Raw genomic sequence first — 21,531 nt, 5'->3', positions numbered from 1 at the left:
CGGCCGGGATCAAAGCTCCCGGTCGCTGGTCGTCTCTCACCCATTCACACTTGCACCGCACCTGCTGTTTCCATGCAAAGCTTTATCAAACACACCGGCCTTGTTGCCACCATGGATCGGGCCAACGTCGACACCGACCAGATCATCCCCAAACAATTTCTCAAACGGATCGAACGCACTGGGTTCGGCCAATTCCTGTTTTACGATTGGCGATTTGAAGAAGACGGAACCACACCCAATCCGAATTTCGAATTGAACCAAGCGGCCGTCAAAGACGCTTCGATCCTGGTCACTCGAAAGAATTTTGGCAGCGGATCGAGTCGCGAGCATGCGGTCTGGGCACTCGATGACTACGGCTTTCGCTGCGTGATCGCCCCGTCGTTTGCCGACATTTTCTTCAACAACTGCTTCAAGAATGGCGTGCTACCGATCGCATTGCCCGAGGCGGACATCGATCATCTGTTCGCTGCCGCGGATCGGGGACCACTGCAGCTGACGGTTGACTTGGAAAAGCAAACGGTCAGCGATGGCGACGGATGGGAACGATCGTTCGAAGTCGATTCGAGTCGCCGCGAAAAAATGCTGCAAGGTTTGGACGACATCGGCGAAACGCTGAACTTTGAAGCAGCGATCACCGAGTACGAAAACGCCCGCAGCTGGTAAAAAGGGGAAAGGGGTTTTATTGAGCTCGCGTCGGACTCCGCCGAGATTGCATGGGGAGTTTGTAACGATGAGCGGTCGGATAAATCCTCCACACCAGCGTGAGTGGGCTACCAGGGCAGACGGCAGACGCCCCATTGGCCTTGGTTTTCGTCCACGGCGACCTCGATCCAACTGAGCGCGTTGCCAAACTTTTCGCGCGTTTTCTGTTGGACGCGTTCGGCGATCACCCGCGCGATTTCTTCGGCGGTCGTATTGATCACCGGCAGAATCACGCAGTCTTCGTTGGGAAACACCCAGCGGCGATCGCGAAACGTTGCCGTGGTTTCTTTGTCGTCTTGACTGATTTTGATCTCGGCGTGATCACTTGGTAACAACACGTGGTGATCCAGTGCGGTGGTTTGTTCCAACACGGCGTCACGCAGGGCGATGAAGTCGACCACGTAGCGGTTTTCATCCAACGGGCCTTCCACGCTCGCGCGGACGCCATAGTTGTGGCCGTGTAGTCGTTCACAGATGTCACCGGCAAAGGTGATGAAGTGGGCGGCTGAGAAAATGAATTGCTCTTTGGCAACGTCGACACGAAAGCTGGGTTGGGTCATCGGTAGAATCTGTTGGCTATTGTTCGCGTAGAAGAATGTAGAGTGCGGCGGCAATGAGGTCGGCGGTGGTGCCTGGGTTGAATCGTTGGCCGGTTCGTAAAAAGTGATCCAGATCGGCAGATTGTTGTGGGTCAGCAGGATCAATTTTCGATCGGTCCTGCACGTCGCGGGCAACGTGCAAACCATGTTTACGCGCGATCAAGGTATCCGGCTCTTCGGTCAACAGTTGCAAATGGGTCGCGGCGATACCGGCCAACATGTCTCCGCAGGTTTCGATCTTGCTGAACAGTAGCGGCACGATGTGCTCAAACAAATCGGAATACTCGTTGGCGTAGTTGCGTGCGATCCGGTCTCGCGACTGGGCCGTTTTCATTGCCGCCAAAAAACTGTCCGGCGCCGGGCCAGATAAATCCATTTCAGCGGCCTGGCCCATTCCACCGGGAAGAGCGACGTTGATAGCAGCGTACAAGCGGGCCGAATCGTCGGCGGTCAATCGCGGCAATAAATCGGCCACGCAACGTTGCCACTGTTTTCGCGACAGTCGATCCGGGGAGGCGGTGGCGTCGGCCTGCACCAATGGCCCGATCAGCAACAGGATTCCTAGATTGACGTTGGTTCTGATGCGTTCGGCGATTTGCTGACAGGCCCGTAGCACTGCTTGGCTAAAGACCGCCGGCGACGCATCAAAGGCGGACGACGCGATTTCCGCGGCGGCAACAAAATCAGCAAAACACAGATCAGCGAAAGGCTTGCCCGGGGACACATTGCCGACTTTGGGCGCGGTGGCTTCCAAGACACAGGCCCAGCGAACCGCATCCGCTGGATCGGTGCATTGAGACCGGATCAGTTGCAATCCGGTGTTCATGCGATTTGGTGCTGCAGGAAACTGTCGATCGCATCGAGTGTTTCCTGGGGGGCGTCTTCGATCACGTAGTGGCCTGCGTCGTCGATTTCTACCGCAGTCGCATTCGGCCACGCGGCTTGGAATCTTCTTAAGCACTCCGGCCGGAAACACCAGTCCTGCATCCCCCAGACCAGCAGCGACGGCAATTCGGCGAGCTGTGGGAGCGAGTTTTCCAAATCCAGGAGGGTTTGATAGGTTGGGTGCCGTTTGGACAGGGGGATGTCACGGACAAAAGCATCGATGGCGACACGATGTTCCCAGCTATCGTAGGGTTCCAGCAGGTTGACGGCGACGGCGGGCCGCATGCGGTTGCGAGACATGGCCATGGTGACCGCCGCACGTGCGAATAAATTCAGGCCTCTTACGGCGAGTGTGCCCAGCAGCGGGATGCGGCAAGCGGCGATCCGAAGCGGTACATAGGGCGGCGGAAAGGCCGCGGTGTTCAGCAGCATGATGCCGCGAAAGCGCGGTCGGCAGCGAACGACGGCACCCAGTCCGATCGCCCCGCCCCAATCGTGAGCCAACAGCACGACATTGTCCAGTTCCAGGTGCTCGATCAAGGCGACCAGATTCGATTGGTGATCGGCCAACGTGTAGCCGAACGCGTGTCGCGGTGGTTTGTCGCTGGCGCCACAACCGATGTGGTCAACCGCGATGACACGATGCCGGTCGCCGAACCGCTGTGCAACGCTGCGATAGTAATAGCTCCAGGTCGGATTGCCGTGCACGCACAAGATCGTCGGCGCCGAAGGATCATTCGAATCAGGACGGACATCCCGATAGGCCAGCGAGAATCCTGCCGTGTCGAATCGTTCGATCGGAGCGTCAAAGGTGTCGGAGAGTTCGTTCATCGCGGTAGTGTCGCGATTTTTGACCTGCGGGGGAAGTCGGTCGGCTGCGTCGATTGCCGCGAGAGTGGAAATCAAACGTTTTCGAAGTCTTCGAAGTCTTCCAGGTCGACGTCTTCTTCTTCCTCGTCGCTCTTGCCGGTGCTCAATCCAAATTCATCGCTGATTTCGTCGTCGATCTCGATTTCATAGTCATCGTTGAGCTCTTCTTCGAAGTCATCGTCAAAGTCGTCGTCGAAATCGTCTTCGTCGATGTCATCGAAATCATCTAGATCGTCGTCTTCGTCGAGCCCATCGTTGAACCCGTCGTCGACTTCTTCGGTCCCAGTGTCATCGCTGAAACTGTCGTCCGAGTCGCTGTCGTCATCATCATCGTCGTCGTCATCGTCATCCGCGGCGCTACGGGCGTTTTGCGGACCGCTCAGCAATGAAACAGCTGCTACCCCAGCGGCGCTGGAAACGATGGGTTGGGGGCGAACGACCGACTCGGCGGCGAAGGCGACACTCATAGAAGAAAACCGGAATTGCGAAAGAAGGTGAGGATACTGTCGTCCGTCAGGCAAGCTTGCGATCGATGAAGCGGGAGCGACCGATGCGAGGGCCAAACGAGGGAGGCGGCGATGGGAAAAACGGACCGGGTGGCGAGGTTTGCGGTGTGGACGGGTCGTTGATGACGTGTCGTTATGCCGATAATCCCGGTTGTCCGCCAAATTAAGGTGATAAATGAGACTGCGAGGGCCGAACTAGGAACGTCAGGCAGCGGGGTTCAGCCACGCAGCATCCCGCGGATCTATCTAGTCCGATGGATGCACATTTTGATACCTCCGCACCAGCGGGCAAGACACCTCAACCGAATTTTTTTCGGCCGGAGGGCATTTCTGACCGCTAAACGTCGAATTCCCTCTTCGCCTGGCCCCTTACGCGTAGTGATACGCCGAAAGACGATGCAAAAACGTAACCTCGATGGCATGCCGGTGTACACCGCCTGCACGTTGCTCGTTGCCGCTATCTTAACCAGCTTGGTTGGATGTGCCGGACGCCAATACTCGCATTTGCTAGCGGGCGACGACAAAGACATGGTCGGTAGCCATGCTGCCGGCGCCGCGACCTGGAACCCATTGGTCGAGGAATCCGTCGCGAAATTGCTGTCGCGGTGCCCTCCCAACATCCAGCCGGTGGCATTTGAATCGCAAGGTGAAATGCCGCTGAACGAGGCATTCGTTGGCTCGGCCGGCGTCGAATCAACACTCGCCGGCGGGCCGGCCAACGTCTGTTTTGTTGGAATTGAAAACAAGAGTGCCGAGGAAATCGGAGACTTTAAAGACCAATTGTTCGAACAAATTGATACTCAAATCAATACGAACGCGCAATTTCGTTGCATCAGCCGGCGACTGGTGCAAGCCGCATTGCGTGAAACTCGAATGCGACCCGACGAACTGTTTCTGCCGGACAATCGCCAATCCTTTGCCGCCGTGTTAGGGAAAGCTGGGACCCCCGTGGACTATTTGTTGTTTGCCACGATCACCAGTGGCACGACCGACCGCAACAAATCCAGCCAGCGTGACTACGTGTTGACGATGGAAATGGTCAATGTCCACTCCGGCGACTTCCTGAAAGAGTCCGCCAAGATTCGCAAGGGCTATTCCAAATCCCGCGCCGGCAAATGGTGGAACTACGGACCTTTTGATCAGGCCGACGGGTGATAGCCTGGACACTTGGCCGCTTTCGCTGCAACCGGCCACTGTCCGCCGCGACGGTGATGCTGTTGTTGGTAGGGCTGGCAGCATTGACGGGGTGTCGATCGTCTGGCCGTACAATGAGTGCGGCGCGGCAAGCCTATGCCGTGGGGGATTTGGAATCCGCCGACGAAGTGCTGCAGCAATTGGCCGCGGGTCGCAAACGCCATCGTAGCGAAAGTAAGCTCGATTTGGCCATGGTGGATCTGGCACGCGGTGAACCCCAGGCCGCCGAAGCCAAGCTGCGTGAGATGCGTGACCATTTCGACGCGCTGCCTGACCTGGCGGCACTCGACGCTGCCGCGCTGGCGACCGATGACAATCAGCGCGCCTTCAAAATCGCCGGCTATCAACAAGTGATCCTGCGGTCTCTGTTAGCCGTGTGTTCGCTGGCCGGCGATGCGACGGATGCAGAAGCCTATTGCTTGCAGGCGCAGAGCAAACAGCAGGAGCTGGACAGCCACGGTGACAACCCTGCGGCAGCGCCGCAGATTGCACTGGCGCCGTACCTGCGCGGAACTCTCCGCGAAGCGACACACCAGGACTACGATGACGCCGAGCGGGCGTTTCGTTTGGTCAGCGCGATCCAACCGGGATTTGCACCCGCCGCCGACGACATCGCCCGAGTCAGCAATGCCGCACACAGCCAACCCGGACATGGTGCACTGTACGTGATCGCATTGGTGGGCCACGGGCCACAGCTGGTTGAAACGGTCGCTCCAACGACGACTGCGTCGCTGCAAATCGCATCGGTGCTGCTGCGTAGCGTTCAAAACCATCAACAGGGTGACGACGATGAACCGGTGTTGCCCAATGTCGTCAGTGTGAAAGTCCCTGCGGTCACGATTCCACCGAGCGAAATCGCCGCAATCGGCGTTCACAGCCAAGGTCAGTTGCTGGGCGCCTCGCAAACGTTGACCGACATCGGTCTGTTGGCGACACAACAGATGGAAGCGGAGATGCCGAGCACGATCGCCCGCGCGGTCGTCCGCAGAGTCCTCAAGGAGACTTCGGTTGCAGCGACATCCAATGCGTTGGGGCTGACCGGTAACGCGGCGGCCGCGTTTGAATTCGCCGCAATCGATGCCTGGAGTGCAACGGAAAAAGCAGACACACGCTGTTGGGGCCTGCTGCCGCGAGAGATCCAGGTGTTGCGAGCCGAATTGCCGGCTGGCCGCCAGCCTATCGCCTTGCAACCGCTTGCACCTAGCGGTCAACCGTTCGCACCCAAGCAATCGCACACGGTGGAAATCGAAGACGGCCGCAACCACTACCTGATTGTGATCGCACCGGAACAAATTGTGTCGGTGCTGCCGTGACGCCTGCCAGGGCTTCAAATCGATGGAACTCGCTCTGGCCCAAATGCGACAGTGCCAACTGCGACAGTTGCAACTGCGACACTGCCAACTGCAAGCAGCCAGGTTTGGACGGATCCTAAGCGACCACTTTGACTTCGCTGACGACCGACTCCACGCCGGGCACAAGCCGTGCGATCACGGAGCACATCAGTGCTTCATCTCGTGAACGTACCTGTCCACGAATGATTGTCTTGCCGTCCTCGACGGAGCAGGAAAAGTTTTGCACGTCCACGACGCGCTGAATGGAGGCTTGGGCGCGTCGGCAAACGTCTTCAACAGCAGGATGGGGGATCAACGTCTAACTCTTTGATTAGGCTATGCGCGTCAGGAAAAGTCGGCGCTGTCAGAAAGCGGCCGCATAGATAAGCGCTCGAATAACCTTACTGTAGACGATGTCGACGGTTGTATCGTTCCCCCGAAAAAGTGGCAGCGTTTACAATAATTTCCATCGCAATGTCGTAAACACGCCAGTGCATAGCGGGCGGATGTCCGCCAGTGATGCAGGAATTCAACACGATGTAGACGTTTCGCGCAGTGGTGTCGGTTGACCGGCCTGTGCCTTTTCAGATGCTAGAAATTCATCGCAGATGATTGCACTGGCAGGATCGATTCGATCGATCTTGATGTTGCAACTGATACTCCAGGGACGGAATCACATCATGATCAGACTCGCTCGCCCTTGCGACACTGCAAAATCATCTCTGTGCCGCCGACTGTACGGTGCGCTTGGCATCGCGCTAACGTTGCCGGCGTGGTATTCGCTGCCGTCTTCGGCGAGCGACCAAACAGTGTTGCCTGAGACCAGTTGGCATGCGGATCACTCGACCGTTGAAGAAGTGGAGCCGCTACCGATCTCACTGCTGGCGGACTTTGACGCCACCATCGGCGCTGACCAACAAACCGTTCAAGCAGTCTCTTGGAACACCGATGCCCCAGGATCCGCGCCGCACCACTGCGTGGCAGAGGCGTGCAACCAATTCACCACGGAGCGATCCGCACAGCAGTGGATTCGATTCCGCGGCGGACTGACCTATTTAAACCGACGCTCCGAATCACATCTGGGCGGCACCTACGGTCTGGACGGTATCGTGGGGCTAACCGACCGAGTCGGGGCGCACTGGGCCACTCGAGTGAACCAGTTTTCCGGGGCGACTCAATTGCAGGGAACGCTGGGTTTGTACCGAACATCCGACAGCAGCGGCGACATGCTGGATCGAATTGGGACGACCATTTTGTTGGACGGATTTCATGATTCCCGCGGTGATGATTTCTTTCTCTCGCAGGTGCGTGGTCAAATGGGCTATGCCATCAGCGAAGACTCCGCGCTGGGCATGACGTTCACGGCTCCCCTGTCCGACGAAGACAATACGCAAGTGATTCCCGGCGGTGGAACCGGTTCACACACCAGTGTCAAATCCGTCGGCGTCTTTGTTGCGCAGTACTTTGGCGACAACTTGCTTCAATTGAATGTCGGGCATCGCGAGTTGCCGGACAGCTTCTTTGTCGATGCGGCCGTGCGAAAACCAATCCTCAGCGACCGTGTGTTCTTGTACGGCAGTGGCAACTATGTCGAAAACACATCCGCGTTCGCGGTCTGGGCGGGCTTGGAAATCCGCTTCGGCAAACGTGCCTGCGGATGTGACAGCCGACCGGGAGTTCGTAGCGTGTGGGATGATCCGACGATCTCGAATGCATTCAACTATGGCGAGAACAGTTTTTGGCACAACACGAGTGATCCCGAGGGCGCGCCCGGTGCGCTAGCTCCTCCGCCGGAAGAAGAAGAGGAAGAGGAGTGGTTCGAGGAAGAGATTGGGGAGTAGTCCCTAAAGCTCTGACCACTTTTAAAAGTTGGGGTAAGCTTCCAGCTTGCCATGACCCCACCGGTTGAATCGCAAGCTGTAAGCTTACGCCACGAATTGTCCACCCGCAAACCAAGGTGCGGGGGAACACTATTGCCCAGCTAGCGTCGCCATCGCCGGGTCGGCCTGCCACATGTACAAGAAGGTTGGCATCGAACTTCGATCCAGTCCCGGGACATGCAGCGGGATCAGCGAAGTCAGTGCGGGGCGATTCGGAGAGATATCTAGCGTGGTGTAGGCCGGATCATTTTTGCGACGATACAGCACGACCGGATCGTCCGCTTTTAATCCAGATTGCTGCCGAGCCATTTCGATCGCAGCGTCCAGATATCCGACACTGTCGACCAGCCCCATCGCTGCGGCTTCGCTGCCGGTCATCACGCGCCCATCGGACCAAAGTGATTGGCTGGATTCCAAATCCGGTCGTTTGGCTTTGACCTGGTCAATGAATCGTTGGTGAAACGAATCCGCGATCCGCTGCAGCATTTCCAGTTCCTCTTGCTCGATTGGACGTTCGGGAGTTCCCGCATCGATCTTGTCGCCGCTTTTGATCGGTGACGCCAGGACATTGAACTGGCCCATCGTGTCTTGCAAGTTGTACGCGTTCAAGATCACACCGATCCCGCCAACAATGCTGGTCGGATGGGCGACGATCGAGTCGCAGTGGTTGGCCAGGTAGTAGGCTCCGCCGGTGCCGACGACCATCAAATTGGCGATGACGGGTAGGTCGCGTTGTTGTTTGAGTCGCGCCAATTCGTGGCACATGATGTCCGATGCGGTGACACCGCCGCCGGGGGAATTGATCCGCACGACCACGGCTTTGACCGTTGCGTCTTTGCGAATCGCTTCGATTTTCTCGCGGAACAGTGCGACCGGATTTTCTCCCATCGATCCGATCCCGCCGATATTGCGATCGACCAGAAAGTCATCCACGTCCAACACCGCAATCCTGTGCCGGCCTGCGGGATTGCCAGCAACCGTGGTGGCAACCAGCGGTGTCGAGCGGCTGTCGTTCTGCAGACTGACCGATGCTTTGACGTCGCCCATCTGCATCTTGCCGTCGACTTTCATATCGCCGGTCATTGCGACCGCCCCGCTGTGTCGGAACAATCGACTGCCACAACCCAGGCCGGCGAGCGGGATGATCAGCATCACGGCCAGCATTGGAAGGGATCGCCGGCGTCCAGGCCGGCTTTGCAGCGGTGAATAATCAAGCATGCTGGCAGGTCAAGCGACAGTTCGTGCGTTATCTTTGAACGAGAGGTGCGAAAGACCGGGCCTTTCGGTGGTTCATACAGAACTCGTTTTTGCGGATTTAGCGGCACCGGTCGCAAGCTCAATCTCTAGGATTTCAGTCAAACGATGCGATTTTCTTCGCTGGTGCTCAAAAATTTGACCCGTCGACCGCTGCGGACCGCGTTGACCCTGTTGGCGTTGACAATGGCCGTCGCGTCGGTGGTCTCGTTGCGCGGGATTGCCAAAGGGTTCACGCAGTCGTTTGCCGGAGTCTATCAGTCACACGGCGTTGACGTGGTGGTCTCGCGGCAAGGCACGGCGGATCGGTTGAGCAGTAGCGTGGACCAAACCGCGACCCAACAGATCGCATCCATCGACGGCGTGCTCAAAGCCGACGGCGTGTTGCTGGAAACGTTGTCGTTAGAGGACCAGCAGGTGTTCGGGATTCCGACGATGGGCATCGCCGCTGACAGCTGGCTGCGCGACGACTTTCAATGGCGCGAGCAACTCGGTGGCATTGAATTGCCGGCCAAACGGCTTTCACTTGGCATCCATCTGGCTGACCGAGTTGGGCTGGCGGTCGGTGACACGACCTCGATCTTCGAAGAACCCTTTACCGTTGTCGGCATTTTCGAAAGCAGCAGCGTTTGGGAAAACGGATCAATGATCATGCCACTGGATCAATTGCAACTGCTTTCCGGTCGCGACCACCAAGTCACCTACATCAACGTCCTGCTGGGCGATGGGATCGACGCCCGTCGCGCCGAATCGATCTTGTCACAGATCCACGCGATCGACTCCCGGTTGCATGCGCTGACAACCGACGAATTTGTTGGCACCGACACCCGCATGCAATTGGCATCCGCAATGGCTTGGATGACTTCGGTGATTGCATTGGCGATCGGCGCCATCGGGACGTTGAACACGATGATGACCAGTGTCCTTGAACGCACCCGCGAGATCGGTGTGTTGCGGGCGATCGGTTGGCCGCGACGGCGTGTGATCAAAATGATTCTCTCGGAATCCATCCTGCTGGCCGTCGGGGCCAGTGTATGCGGTTGCCTGTTGGCAATGCTCGCCACCGCGGCGATGAGCCGGCATCCGGCGGTACGCGGCGTGTTGACCCCAGTGATTGATTCTCGAACGCTGCTCGAAGGCACGCTACTTGCACTGCTGATTGGACTCATTGGTGCGATTGTTCCGGCCAGACGGGCTGCATCGGTGATGCCGACCGAGGCGTTGCGCAGTTAGCTGCAACCTATGCTTGAGCGAATCGATTGGGAGCGACTTTTTGCGGCGATGGGCAACCGCTGGTGATACGTTCCCTGACGGCCTCTGCACACCTTTCCTTTTTCATTCAAAGCATCGTGACGCAACCTTTTCATTCGATCGCAATCATTGGGCTAGGCTGTCGGTTTCCCGGTGGGTGCAACGACCCCGAAAGTTACTGGCGATTGTTGCGTGACGGACGCGATGCGATCACGATCACGCCGGACGATCGCTGGAGTCTGGAAAAGTTCTACAGCCCTGGTGAAGCGAAGCCCTCCAAAACGCAAAGCCAATGGGGCGGCTACATCGACGGGATCGATCAATTTGATCCCGACCTGTTCGGCATCTCGCCACGCGAGGCCGCTTGGATGGATCCACAGCAGCGGCTGTTGTTGGAGACCGCTTATCGCGCCGCCGAAGACGCGGGAATCGCGATCGAATCGATGGCTGGCCGCCAGGTTTCCGTGCACGTCGGGATCTCCAGTTTTGATTATGCCGTTGCCGGGCTCAGTTCACGGGATCGCGGTGTGATCGGACCCTACAGTAACACCGGTGGCAGCAGCAGTATCGCCGCGAATCGTATCTCCTATTGCTTTGACTTGCGCGGTGAAAGCGTGGCGGTCGACACGGCATGTTCGTCGTCACTGGTCGCTGCGCATCTGGCCTGCCAGTCGCTTCAAAATCCGGCAACGAAATTAGCTTTTGCCGGTGGCGTCAATGCGTTGTTACTACCCGATTTCTATGTCGCCTTCAGTCAACTCGGTGTGTTGTCATCTGATGGACGCTGCAAAACATTCGACGCGGCGGCCAACGGATACGTGCGCAGCGAAGGTGCCGGGATGGTGCTATTGAAACGACTCGACGACGCGTTGGCCGATGGGGATTCAATTTATGCAGTGATCCGCGGATCGGCTTTGAACCAGGACGGTCGCACCGAAGGGATGACCGTCCCTAATCCCACCGCCCAACAGCAGTTGATCGATACGGCATTGCAAACCGCGGGTGTCGCAGCCAAAGACGTCAGCTATGTCGAAGCCCACGGCACAGGAACGCCCGTCGGTGATCCGATCGAAGCAAGTGCGATTGCCAGTCGCTACGGCAATCAACCGGATCGCGAGTTGCGTGTCGCTAGTGTCAAAACGAACCTCGGACACCTGGAGGCCGGCGCCGGTATCGCCAGCATTATCAAAGTTGCATTGGCAATCAAGCACCGGCAGATTCCTGCTCACTTGCATTTGACGACGCCGCATCCCGACATCCCTTTCCATGCGTTCGGATTGCGAGTTCCGCAAACCACGGAACCCTGGGACGTGCCGGGTCAGCGTCTCGCGGGGATCAACGGTTTCGGTTACGGCGGTGCCAATGCGCACCTGATTCTGGGCGAGCCCGATCCCCAACCGACCCCTCGCAGTGACAGCATCCAGCTGACACAGCACCAGCAGAACAGCGATCCGAAAACACTGTTTTTGCCACTGTCGGCGCACAGTCAATCAGCACTGGCAGCGACTGCATTGCGCTGGGCCGACTGGTTGGAAAACAGCCGCGTGTCACTGGCCCAGGCTGCGTCGGCAGCCGGCTGTCATCGAAGTCATCACCCGTGGCGCTGTGCGATCAGTGGCCCCGACCGTCAAAGCTGGGTGGATCAATTGCGTTCGGTCGCTCACTCGGCACCGTCAACTTCCCGCGTGATTGCGCCAAGTCGACGAACGGGCGGTACGCCTTCGACTCCTCGGGTCGCGTTTGTTCTGAGTGGACAAGGTCCGCAGTGGTGGGCGATGGGGCGTGGGCTGATGCAGTCCGACGCCGTTTTTCGTGATGCGATTGGGGATTGTGACCGGCAATTCGCAAAGCACGTCGAATGGTCATTGATCGAAGAACTCGGGCGAGACTCAGCAACGTCTCGAATGAACAAGACGTCGATCGCACAACCGAGTCTGTTTGCGCTGCAGGTCGCATTAGCAGCGGTTTGGGAAACGAAAGGGATCACCCCGTCGGTGGTCGTCGGCCACAGCGTGGGCGAAATTGCGGCCGCCTATCTGTCCGGCTCGTTGTCATTTGCCGATGCCTGTCGCGTCGCAGTGCATCGCGGGCGCACCATGGATGCGGCCTCCAGTCAGGGGGCGATGATTGCTGCCGGGCTATCAAACAAACAAGCAATACAATGGATCCAAGGCTATCAGGACCAGGTCTCGATCGCAGCGATCAATGGCCCCAGCTCCGTCACGATTTCTGGCTGTGAAATTGCCATCGGCCAACTGCAAACGCGGCTCGACGACGCGGGGATCTTTTGTCGACGACTGCAAGTCGAGTACGCATTTCATAGCAGCCAAATGGACCCGGTGCGTAGGCCGCTGTTGAAATCACTGAACGACTTGTCTCCAACCAGCACCACGATTCCTTGGGTCTCGACGGTCACCGGCGATGTTTTCGCCGGCGAACAAGCCGGCGCTGACTACTGGTGGGAAAATGTGCGGCAGAGCGTGCGGTTTGCTGATGCGATGGACGTTTTGGCAGCCGACGAGATCGAACTGGTCATCGAAATCGGTCCCCATCCGGTGCTGGCCTATTCGATCGATGAATGCTTTCGACGCCACGGTCGGTCGGTGATGTCGGTCCCGTCGCTGCATCGTGAGAACGACGATCAATTGCAGATGACGCAGTCATTGGGCCAGCTCTATTGCTGGGGCTATCCGATCAACTGGGCCCTGAATTCCCCGGCGGCTCCGACTCGTGTCAAACCGCCGGCACTTGTGATGGAGAAACAATCACTGTGGACAGAGTCCTATGAAAATGCGTTTGCGCGCTGCGGCGAAAATCACGATCTACTGTTGGGCGAACGCATCGACGGACCAGGTCTGGAGTGGGAATCGAGGATCGATTTGCGATTGCAGAATGCACTCGCTGACCATCGAGTTCGCAATTTGTGCGTGATCCCAGCAGCCGCGATGCTGCAGATCGCCGCCGCGGCGCTGCGGCAATCAACGTCGAATACGACGGCTGCCCAACCGAATGTTTCACTGCGACAGTTCCGCTTGCATAACCCCTGTCTATTAAGTGATGGTTCGCCGGTCCGAATCGGTACTCGCTACGATGTTGATCGCATGCGAGTGACGCTGTCCAGCAGCGACACCGATAATTCAGAATGGCAGAAAATCGCGACCGTGGATCGCAGCAGCACGGCAGCGGTCGAGCCTTCTGCGGCAATCGATTTGACCGCGCTACGGCATGAACTGAGTGAACCGGTGTCCGCGCAACAACTTTATCGGCACTGTGAAAAATTGGGATTGAATTACGGACCTGGATTCCGTGGTGTCACCGCTGGCTGGCGAAAACCCCATCGCACCGTTGTCACAATCAAACTGGATCAACAACAGGACCATCCCCTTGCTCACAGCGCCGCTCTGTTGGACAGTTGTTTCCATGGAATGATCGTCGCCGACCCCGACTTTGATTCTGACGTTCGTGGGTTGTATCTGCCGCAACAGATCGATTCAATGGACCTGTATGGCGATCCATTTGACAGTGGTGATGGTGAATTGACCGCACAGATTCGACTATTGCGCAAAGACGACTATCGGATGATCGCTGACATCGACGTGTTTGATTCAAAGGGTCAACATCGAATCGCAATACGAGGCTTTCATAGCGTTTTTGTTTCGGGGACTCGGGCCAGCGATTCGATCGACGATCTGTTGTATCGCTCTGTTTGGCAACCGGCCGAGAGCAAGCGAAGCGAAACTGAGTCGCTAGGACCTCGAAAGTGGTTGGTCTTTTGTGACCAAAGTGGGTTCGGAACCAATGTTGTGGATCGTTTGCCAGTTTCAGACCAAGTGATCACGGTGCTGCATGGCCCCTGTTTTAAACGGTTGCGTAACGATGGGTTTGTGATCGACCCAGAAAACCGGGATGAATTTCAGCGGCTGCTACAGGATGTCGGCGATGGAGTGACGGACCTCGTCTATCTATGGGGACTCGATGCACCGGACAACGAAGAATTGTGCCAGGATGTATTGACCAAATCCAGCGTGTTGACAACGGTCGCCCCAATTCACTTGGCGCAAGCCTGGCAGATCGCAGTGGATGTGAAACAGCAATCCACTGCCGCGCGACTCTCGATCGTCACCAAAGCTGCTCAGCCGCCCGATCAGACGTCTTCGCCCATTTCCATGGCCACGGCACCCTTGATCGGACTGGGCCGTGTGTTGGTCAGTGAATGCAATCGTTTGAAGACCAAACTGGTCGACATCACCACCGCTGATGACCATGGTCGAGACGACTTGTTGGGTGAACTGATTGATCTGAGGGATGACGAAGACGAGATCATGTATCGCGACTCAATTCGATGGGTACGGCGATTCGTTCCGTCCAGTGGTCTGCCTCTGGATCACGACAGCCGACTGCGATCGCCGAACATTCTCAACCGAGGTGAATCGGCATCGATCGAACAACTGCAGTACCAATCGGCGCCCCGGTGTCCCCTTGCGACGGGCGAAATTGAAATTCAGACCGTCGCGACGGGGTTGAATTTTAGCGATGTAATGAAGTCATTGGATTTGTACCCTGGGTTACCCGATGGACCGGTCCTGATGGGTGCCGAATGCAGTGGACGCGTGACGCGGGTGGGACCGGGCGTGACAGAATTTCGAGTCGGTGAGGCGGTGGTTGCGATCGCACCCGGATCGTTTGCGTCGCATGTTGTCGTTGACACCGCCTTGGTTGCGCCCAAGCCGAAATCGCTGACATTTGCCCAGGCAGCAACGTTGCCGATCGCGTTCTTGACCGCCGACTACGCGTTGAACGATTGTGCCCGCATTCGTTCAGGGGAACGGGTGCTGATCCATGCGGCCAGCGGTGGTGTGGGAATTGCTGCAACGCAAATGGCGCTGCGTGCAGGAGCGATCGTGTTTGCCACGGCGGGAACCGAGTCGAAACGCAAATACGTGCGTCAGTCCGGCGCCTCGCTGGTGATGGATTCTCGGTCACTGGAGTTTGCTCAACAGACGCTGCAGGAAACGGATGGCGAAGGCGTCGATGTGATTTTGAATTCACTTCCCGGTGAAGCGATCACCAAAGGACTGGGGATCTTAAAAACCGGCGGTCGGTTCTTGGAGATCGGCAAACGCGACATCTACGCCGATGCGGCGTTGGGTTTAGAACCCTTCAAAAACAACTTGGCGCTGTTCGCCATCGATCTGGATCAATTGTTTCGAGAACAGCCCCAACGGATGGGCGAAAAGCTGCGCCAACTGGTCGCCGACGTCGAATGCGGCAAGCTGAATGCATTGCCGGTCGAGGAATTTGACGCCGACCAAACGCGGGAAGCATTTCGGTTCATGCAACAGAGCAAGCAGATTGGAAAGGTGGCGGTCGAGTATTCCACTGGACCGGCCGACGTTTATCTCGGCACCTTTGGGCCACTGGAATTGAAACCAGATCGCAGTTATTGGGTCGCCGGGGGCTTGGGCGGATTTGGAATGCGGGTGGTCGATTGGTTGATTCAATGTGGTGCCCGGCATCTGGTGGTCGGCGGTCGCAGCCATGATGTGCCGGCGGAAACGGCTGAAGAACTTCAGCGATGGCGCGACGATGAGATCGACATTCGCGTCATGCCCATGGACCTCACCTCCTACGACTCGGTCAGTCAGGTTGCCAAACAGATTGAAGCGGAATGTCCGCCGCTGGCTGGTGTGTTTCACACTGCGATGATTTTGCAAGACCGAATGTTAGCGGATCTGGATCGCGAAACATTGGAACGAGTGCTGCAGCCCAAAGTCCAAGGTGGTTGGAATTTGCACGCCGCAACCTGTGATTGTGACCTTGACCAATTCGTCCTGTTTTCCTCGCTGTCCAGTGTGTTTGGACATGCCGGCCAAGCGAACTATGCAGCCGCGAACGCCTTCTTAGATTCATTGGCACACTACCGTCGCTCATTGGGGATGCGCGGGACAGTGATCAATTGGGGACATGTCGGCGAAGTCGGCTATCTGGCCGCGCGCAGCGAATTGAGCGAGCGATTGGAACGCCAAGGCGTGTTGGCGTTTACCTCCGATCAAGCCATGCGATGTTTGGAGCATGCTATTCAGACCGACACGGTTCAGCAGAGCGTGTTGCGAATGGATTGGACCGTGTGGCGTGGATTGGGGATTTCCGGCGACGTCTCGCCACGATTCGCACATCTGTTGCGTGGCACCAGTGACGAATCCAAGACGCGGCAGCGGTTGGCGACAGCTGCAGAAGTCCGTTCGGCGCGGCACGATCAGCGCCCGGAGTTGATCGATGAGATCGTGGTGTCCAAGGCCGCGTTGTTGCTAGGGATTGATCCAGACACTATCGATCGTGACCGGGCGTTGTTGTCGATGGGATTGGATTCGCTCATGGCGGTTGAACTACGCAACTGGATCGAAAGTCATCTAGAGATCGAACTTCCGATAGCGGATTTGATGCGCAGCGAAGGCCTGGATCAAGTTTGTAAGAATATCGCAGCGACGGTCGACGCCTCATCTACCGCGGTTGACACGGGATCCCCTGAAGAATTGTTAGATCAACTCTCAGAGCTGTCTGATTCTCAAGTCGATGCGCTCCTCGCAGAAATGTTACCTTCCTCCGACAGCGAGCGATCCAGTGGCTGATTCTTTGGATCAGCTTTCGGCTGCGGAGAAACGCGAACTGCTCGGTCGATTGCTGAAATCAAGATCGGCTGGTCAGTCGCATCTCCCGTCGGATGAATTTCCGATGTCGGCTGGCCAGCAAGCGATCTGGTACGCCTTTCGGCGCGATCCAAATCAAACTGCCTACAACGTCTTTCTGCCGTCGCGTTTCCGTACACCCGTCGATTTGGCAGCGCTGCGGAAGTCGGTCGAATTGCTGGCTGAACGTCACCGCGCCCTGCGCACTGTGTTTTTTGAAACCGACGACGACCATCGGCCGATGCAGCGTGTCTTGACCACGTTACCGCCGGAATTTTCCATTGTCGATGCTTCGGGGTTTGATGAGCAAACGATCCAGCGGCGTGTCCTGGCGGAAACCCAGCGCCCCTTCGATTTGTCCGTTGGGCCGTTGCTGCGTGTGACTGCGTTTCGCGTGTCGCACGACGACGTCGTGATTGTCGCTACGACGCAACACATTATCGTCGACTTTTGGTCGTTGATCCTGATGATGGATGAAATTCGTGCGGCTTACCCGACTTTTGCTGCCGGCCAGATTCCGCAGCTAGCACCAGCGGTTTCGAACTACGACGCTTTCGTGCGCGCACAGATCGAATTGACCGAAAGTGAATCGGGCAGGCAGATCGGTCAAACTTGGATCTCTCGGCTTGCCGACGTGCGGCCGGTGTTGCAATGGACAACCGATTATCCGCGCCCGCCTAAATTCAGTCATCGTGCGGCTGTCGCACCCATTGTTTTTTCCGATTCGGTGGCCGGAAAAGTCACTGCGTTGGCGAAACGCTTGAATGTCACTGCCAACGTCGTCGTGTTGGCCATGGTACAGGTTTTGATTGCACGGTTTAGCGGTCAAGATTCGTTTTCAATTGGAACGCCGTTTTCTGGTCGCAGCCAACGTGAGTACGAGCAGACGGTCGGTTTTTTTGTCAATCTGTTGCCGATTCCCGCCGACCTGTCCGGCAGTCCGACACTCGAAGGCCTGGTTCCCGCAGTCGGTCGACAATTGATTGACGCGTTGTCCAATGAGGCTCTGCCGCTTTCGCAAATCGTTCGCTTGACTGCACCTGGACGAGACCCCAGTCGTCATCCGTTGTTTCAAGTTTCGTGCACGTTTGAAAAGTCACAGTTGGCAGTCGAGCAAGGTCGAGCGGGATTTTTGCTGGGGCACTCTGATTCATCCATTGATTTCGCGGGGATGCGGCAACAAAGTTTTCCGATTCCGCACCCCACCTGTCACTACGATGTCGAATTCGTTTTTGAATTGGGGGCTGATCAGATTCATGGCATGGTCTGTTACTGTCGCGATCTGTTCGCCGCCGACACCATCAATTCGATGGTTCATCAATTTTCGGTTTTGGTTGACCAGATGTTGCAGCAGCCCGGCCGCTGCGTCCGTGATATTCCCTGGGATATCAAACCCACTGCTCGACTGGCGTTGGAAACAGCCGGCTCGGCATCGGTGATGCAATTGCTGGCCGATTGTCCGCATCAGATCGTAGCCCGTGCGGAAACATTCGCCAAAGAGTTGATTCGAGCTGGCGTGTTGCCGGGGCAATTGGTGCCGGTTTGCTACCCACGTGGCCAGCAAGCCTGGATTGGAATTCTTGCGGCGATTCGAGCCGGTGCGGTTCCGGTACCGATTGATTCTGATCAGCCGGCCGTTTCCCTTGCGACGCTGCTAGCTGATGGCGACGTCGGTTTGGTTGTTGCCAGGCCCGGGGAACCGTGGTTGGACGATTCGAGCGTTCGCAATCCGAACCTACCTCGCTTGTCGATCGAGTCGAGTGAACCGGTCGCTGAAAGTGACGCATTGCAACCTGATCCCGATGAATTGGCCTATGTGGTTTATACGTCTGGATCCACTGGAACGCCCAAGGGTGTGATGATCCCCCAGCGTGGCATTGTCAACACGCTGGAATGGCGTCGCCGCGCGGTACCACTTCATCCCGACGATCGTGTCTTGATCCTGTTGTCGCACCAATTCGATGCTGCGATGGCGGTGGTGTTGTCGACTCTGCATCAACACGCCACTCCGGTTTGGCCGACTGATTCGACGCTCGATTTGGATTGCTTGATTGACCAGATCATCGACGACCAGATCACGGTGCTGCCGGCCGTGCCCACTCTGATGCGGGCACTCGTCGATCATCCTCGGTTTGGCGACTGTGTGTCACTGCGCCAGATTTGGTGTGGTGGGGAATCCATGCCGTCGGATTTGCCGGGCCGGATTCGATCGAAACAGAATTGTGAGATCTGGAATTTCTATGGTCCTACCGAAGCCTCCGTCGAAGCCGCAGCGATGCAGATCGACGAATGCGATCCTCGCCGCCGGATCCCGATTGGAAAAGCAATCGATGGCGCCCAGATCCTAATCGTCGATCAACAGCTGGCGGCGGTTCCTGTCGGTGTCGTCGGTCAAATCGCAATCGCAGGGCGTGGTTTGGCGACCGGCTATCTCAATCGGCCTTCGGCAACCGCAACAGCCTTTGTCGATCTGCAGGATTCATCGAGCACGAGTGCTGATTCGATCCGTGTCTACCTGACCGGAGACTTGGGGCGGCAGCGCGGCGATGGCATGATCGAGTTTATCGGACGCATGGACCACCAAGTCAAAGTGCGTGGCTATCGCGTCGAACTGGAAGAAATTGAATCCACTATTGAACGCCATCCCGATGTGATTCGTGCTGCCGTCAAAGTCGTCGCCGTGGGAACGGATGCCGAACAACTCGCCGCGTTTGTCACTGTCGGTTCGGCGTTTCAAACCGAATCGCTGCGGCGAACATTGGCGGATTGGTTGCCCCCGTTTAAACGCCCCGGCACGATCACAGTCGTCGACGCGTTGCCGCTTGGGAGCAGTGGCAAAATCAGACGCGACCAACTACCTGAACCGGCCGCGACCGCTGCGGATTCCAGGGCGATGATCAAGCCTAGCAATGCACTGCAATCCTATTTGCAGAAGCGATTCGCGGAGAGCTTGGGTCAAGACACGATCAGCATCGATCTGAACTATTTCGAAGCCGGCGGCACGTCGCTGCAAGCTGCCATGCTGACCGCTCAGCTTTCGAGCGACTTGGGCGTCGCCGTCCCGACGGCGTTGTTATTCGATTTGGGAGACGTGGTGTCGGTAGCGGATCGGTTGGCACAGCTCTATCGTCCTCTGATTTCCGATCGCTTCGGTGATGATTCTATTGTCAGTGAGGATGCTGGCGAATCCGGTTTAGACAACAGCACACTCCTGACAGAATTTTATCCCCGTCAGGATGCCACTCCCCTGTTCATGATTCACCCGCCCGGTGGAATTGTGCTTTGTTACCGCGAAATCGCTCAGCAACTCGATTCGGCACTGTCGCTAGTGGCCGTTCGCTCGCGTGGGCTGCATGGTGACGAACCACTGCCTGGTACGATCGCTGAAATGGCCTCGGATTACATTGCCGCGATTCGCACCCGTGCTGCTTCGGGACCTTATTGGATCGGCGGCTGGTCACTTGGTGGGGTGGTGGCCTACGAAGTGGCTCGGCAATTGATTGCCGACGGCGACAGCGTGTCGGGGATCATCCTGTTGGATTCCGCACTGCCCCAGCAGAGCGATACCGATGCAACATCCGCGGGGCAAGAATATGGGATCGATCTGACCCTTGCGCAGTTGAGTGAGCTGTCAGACGATCAACAACTACCGTTTCTATACGAACATGCAACGCGGTTAGGTGTTTTGGTTGATGACACGCCAGAAGAAGTGGTCACCAAGGTCATCAGGGATTTGCAAACACTGTTTTCGCACCATGTTTCACTGTGCCAGGCGTACCGGTTGGCAGCACTCGACGTACCGACATTGTTGATCCGTCCCAGTGATGTCCCCGGAACAAGTGATCCGCGGCCCGATCGCGGCTGGGGGAACTGGGTAGGCGACGTCACAGTTGGCACGGCCAGCGGACATCATCACAGCATGGTGCAACAACCCGGCGCCAAGCAAATCGCAAATCAAATCCAACAGTTTGTCATCAGCCGCTGATTCGGTTTCTGGATTCACTCTCCCGTAGGAGTGTGAAGAGTCAGGTGCTGTGCTGTCACGCAAGGCATTGTTTTTTGGTAACCCGACGCGTGAGCGAGGGATCCCGTTAACACCCAAAATCCCTCGCTGACGCATCGGGTTACTATAAAAGCGCAACCTCAAACCTGACGCGTCGGGTTGCGATCAAAACGCTACTTCAGAACTCACGCGTCAGGTTGCGGTGAAAGCACAATTTCAACATTTAAAAGGCGTCTTTACGCCAATCAAGCCTCCTCTCGAAACTCAGCGTTAGCAGAATATTGCTTTGACGATGGGAAATTTGCTTGGGGGTAGTTGAGTCTCGCATTCGGGGGCCCTAGGTTACCACCCATCATTGCAGTTGACTTTA

At 57.0% G+C, this 21,531-nt stretch carries 13 protein-coding genes; 7 read left to right on the top strand and 6 right to left on the bottom strand.

The genetic code is table 11. From position 1 onward, the window contains the following. Positions 1–72 precede the first annotated feature (72 nt). Positions 73–663: a 3-isopropylmalate dehydratase small subunit gene (leuD, locus tag NHH03_RS10455; protein ID WP_253155904.1), complete on the top strand. Its 591-nt coding sequence runs from the start codon at positions 73–75 to the stop codon at positions 661–663. A gap of 107 nt (positions 664–770) precedes the next feature. Here leuD and NHH03_RS10450 read toward each other — a convergent pair whose 3' ends face one another. The 4 genes from NHH03_RS10450 to NHH03_RS10435 form a co-directional block, all read right to left on the bottom strand. Further along, on the bottom strand, positions 771–1,262 hold the full coding sequence (locus NHH03_RS10450; protein WP_253155903.1) for a 6-pyruvoyl trahydropterin synthase family protein: 492 nt from the start codon (positions 1,260–1,262) through the stop codon (positions 771–773). 16 nt (positions 1,263–1,278) lie between these two features. Next, positions 1,279–2,127, bottom strand: coding sequence for a triphosphoribosyl-dephospho-CoA synthase (locus NHH03_RS10445; protein WP_253155902.1), 849 nt, complete (start codon positions 2,125–2,127; stop codon positions 1,279–1,281). Then, positions 2,124–3,017, bottom strand: a complete 894-nt coding sequence (locus NHH03_RS10440) for an alpha/beta fold hydrolase (RefSeq protein WP_253155901.1) — start codon at positions 3,015–3,017, stop codon at positions 2,124–2,126. The genes NHH03_RS10445 and NHH03_RS10440 overlap by 4 nt, the downstream gene beginning before the upstream one ends. 71 nt (positions 3,018–3,088) lie before the next feature. Continuing rightward, entirely contained in the window at positions 3,089–3,523 is a 435-nt protein-coding gene (locus tag NHH03_RS10435; protein ID WP_253155900.1) for a hypothetical protein, read from the bottom strand. A gap of 435 nt (positions 3,524–3,958) precedes the next feature. On the opposite strand from NHH03_RS10435, the gene NHH03_RS10430 reads away from it, so the two are divergent. Together NHH03_RS10430 and NHH03_RS10425 are read left to right on the top strand one after the other, a co-directional pair. After that, positions 3,959–4,717, top strand: coding sequence for a penicillin-binding protein activator LpoB (locus tag NHH03_RS10430; RefSeq protein ID WP_253155899.1), 759 nt, complete (start codon positions 3,959–3,961; stop codon positions 4,715–4,717). A gap of 56 nt (positions 4,718–4,773) precedes the next feature. Then, on the top strand, positions 4,774–6,069 hold the full coding sequence (locus NHH03_RS10425; protein ID WP_253155898.1) for a hypothetical protein: 1,296 nt from the start codon (positions 4,774–4,776) through the stop codon (positions 6,067–6,069). 115 nt (positions 6,070–6,184) lie between these two features. Here NHH03_RS10425 and NHH03_RS28375 read toward each other — a convergent pair whose 3' ends face one another. Further along, complete coding sequence (locus NHH03_RS28375) at positions 6,185–6,334, bottom strand: BON domain-containing protein (RefSeq protein ID WP_390895555.1); 150 nt, start codon at positions 6,332–6,334, stop codon at positions 6,185–6,187. A gap of 433 nt (positions 6,335–6,767) precedes the next feature. Here NHH03_RS28375 and NHH03_RS10420 point away from each other — a divergent pair, with 433 nt between their 5' ends. Next, positions 6,768–7,928 carry a hypothetical protein gene (locus NHH03_RS10420; protein WP_253155897.1) on the top strand — a complete coding sequence of 387 codons (1,161 nt, stop codon included), beginning with the start codon at positions 6,768–6,770 and terminating at the stop codon, positions 7,926–7,928. A 129-nt stretch (positions 7,929–8,057) separates the two neighbouring features. Here NHH03_RS10420 and NHH03_RS10415 read toward each other — a convergent pair whose 3' ends face one another. Then, positions 8,058–9,185 (bottom strand): S49 family peptidase, encoded by a 1,128-nt coding sequence (locus tag NHH03_RS10415; protein WP_253155896.1) that lies wholly within the window; start codon positions 9,183–9,185, stop codon positions 8,058–8,060. Positions 9,186–9,329: 144 nt separating this feature from the next. Here NHH03_RS10415 and NHH03_RS10410 point away from each other — a divergent pair, with 144 nt between their 5' ends. The 3 genes from NHH03_RS10410 to NHH03_RS10400 all read left to right on the top strand — a co-directional run bounded on the left by NHH03_RS10410 (position 9,330) and on the right by NHH03_RS10400 (position 21,143). After that, a complete protein-coding gene (locus NHH03_RS10410; RefSeq protein WP_253155895.1) occupies positions 9,330–10,454 on the top strand; it encodes an ABC transporter permease in 1,125 nt (374 codons plus the stop codon). A gap of 116 nt (positions 10,455–10,570) precedes the next feature. Then, the gene (locus NHH03_RS10405; protein ID WP_253155894.1) at positions 10,571–17,101 is read left to right on the top strand and encodes a type I polyketide synthase; all 6,531 of its coding nucleotides are present in this window, start codon (positions 10,571–10,573) and stop codon (positions 17,099–17,101) included. Next, positions 17,094–21,143 carry a non-ribosomal peptide synthetase gene (locus NHH03_RS10400; protein ID WP_253155893.1) on the top strand — a complete coding sequence of 1,350 codons (4,050 nt, stop codon included), beginning with the start codon at positions 17,094–17,096 and terminating at the stop codon, positions 21,141–21,143. The genes NHH03_RS10405 and NHH03_RS10400 overlap by 8 nt, the downstream gene beginning before the upstream one ends. Positions 21,144–21,531: the final 388 nt, after the last annotated feature.

The organism is Stieleria tagensis, from assembly GCF_024129865.1.
GTDB classification, from domain to species: domain Bacteria; phylum Planctomycetota; class Planctomycetia; order Pirellulales; family Pirellulaceae; genus Stieleria; species Stieleria tagensis.
Note: the sequence above shows the minus strand (reverse complement) of the source record. Positions and strands in the feature narration are given on the sequence as shown.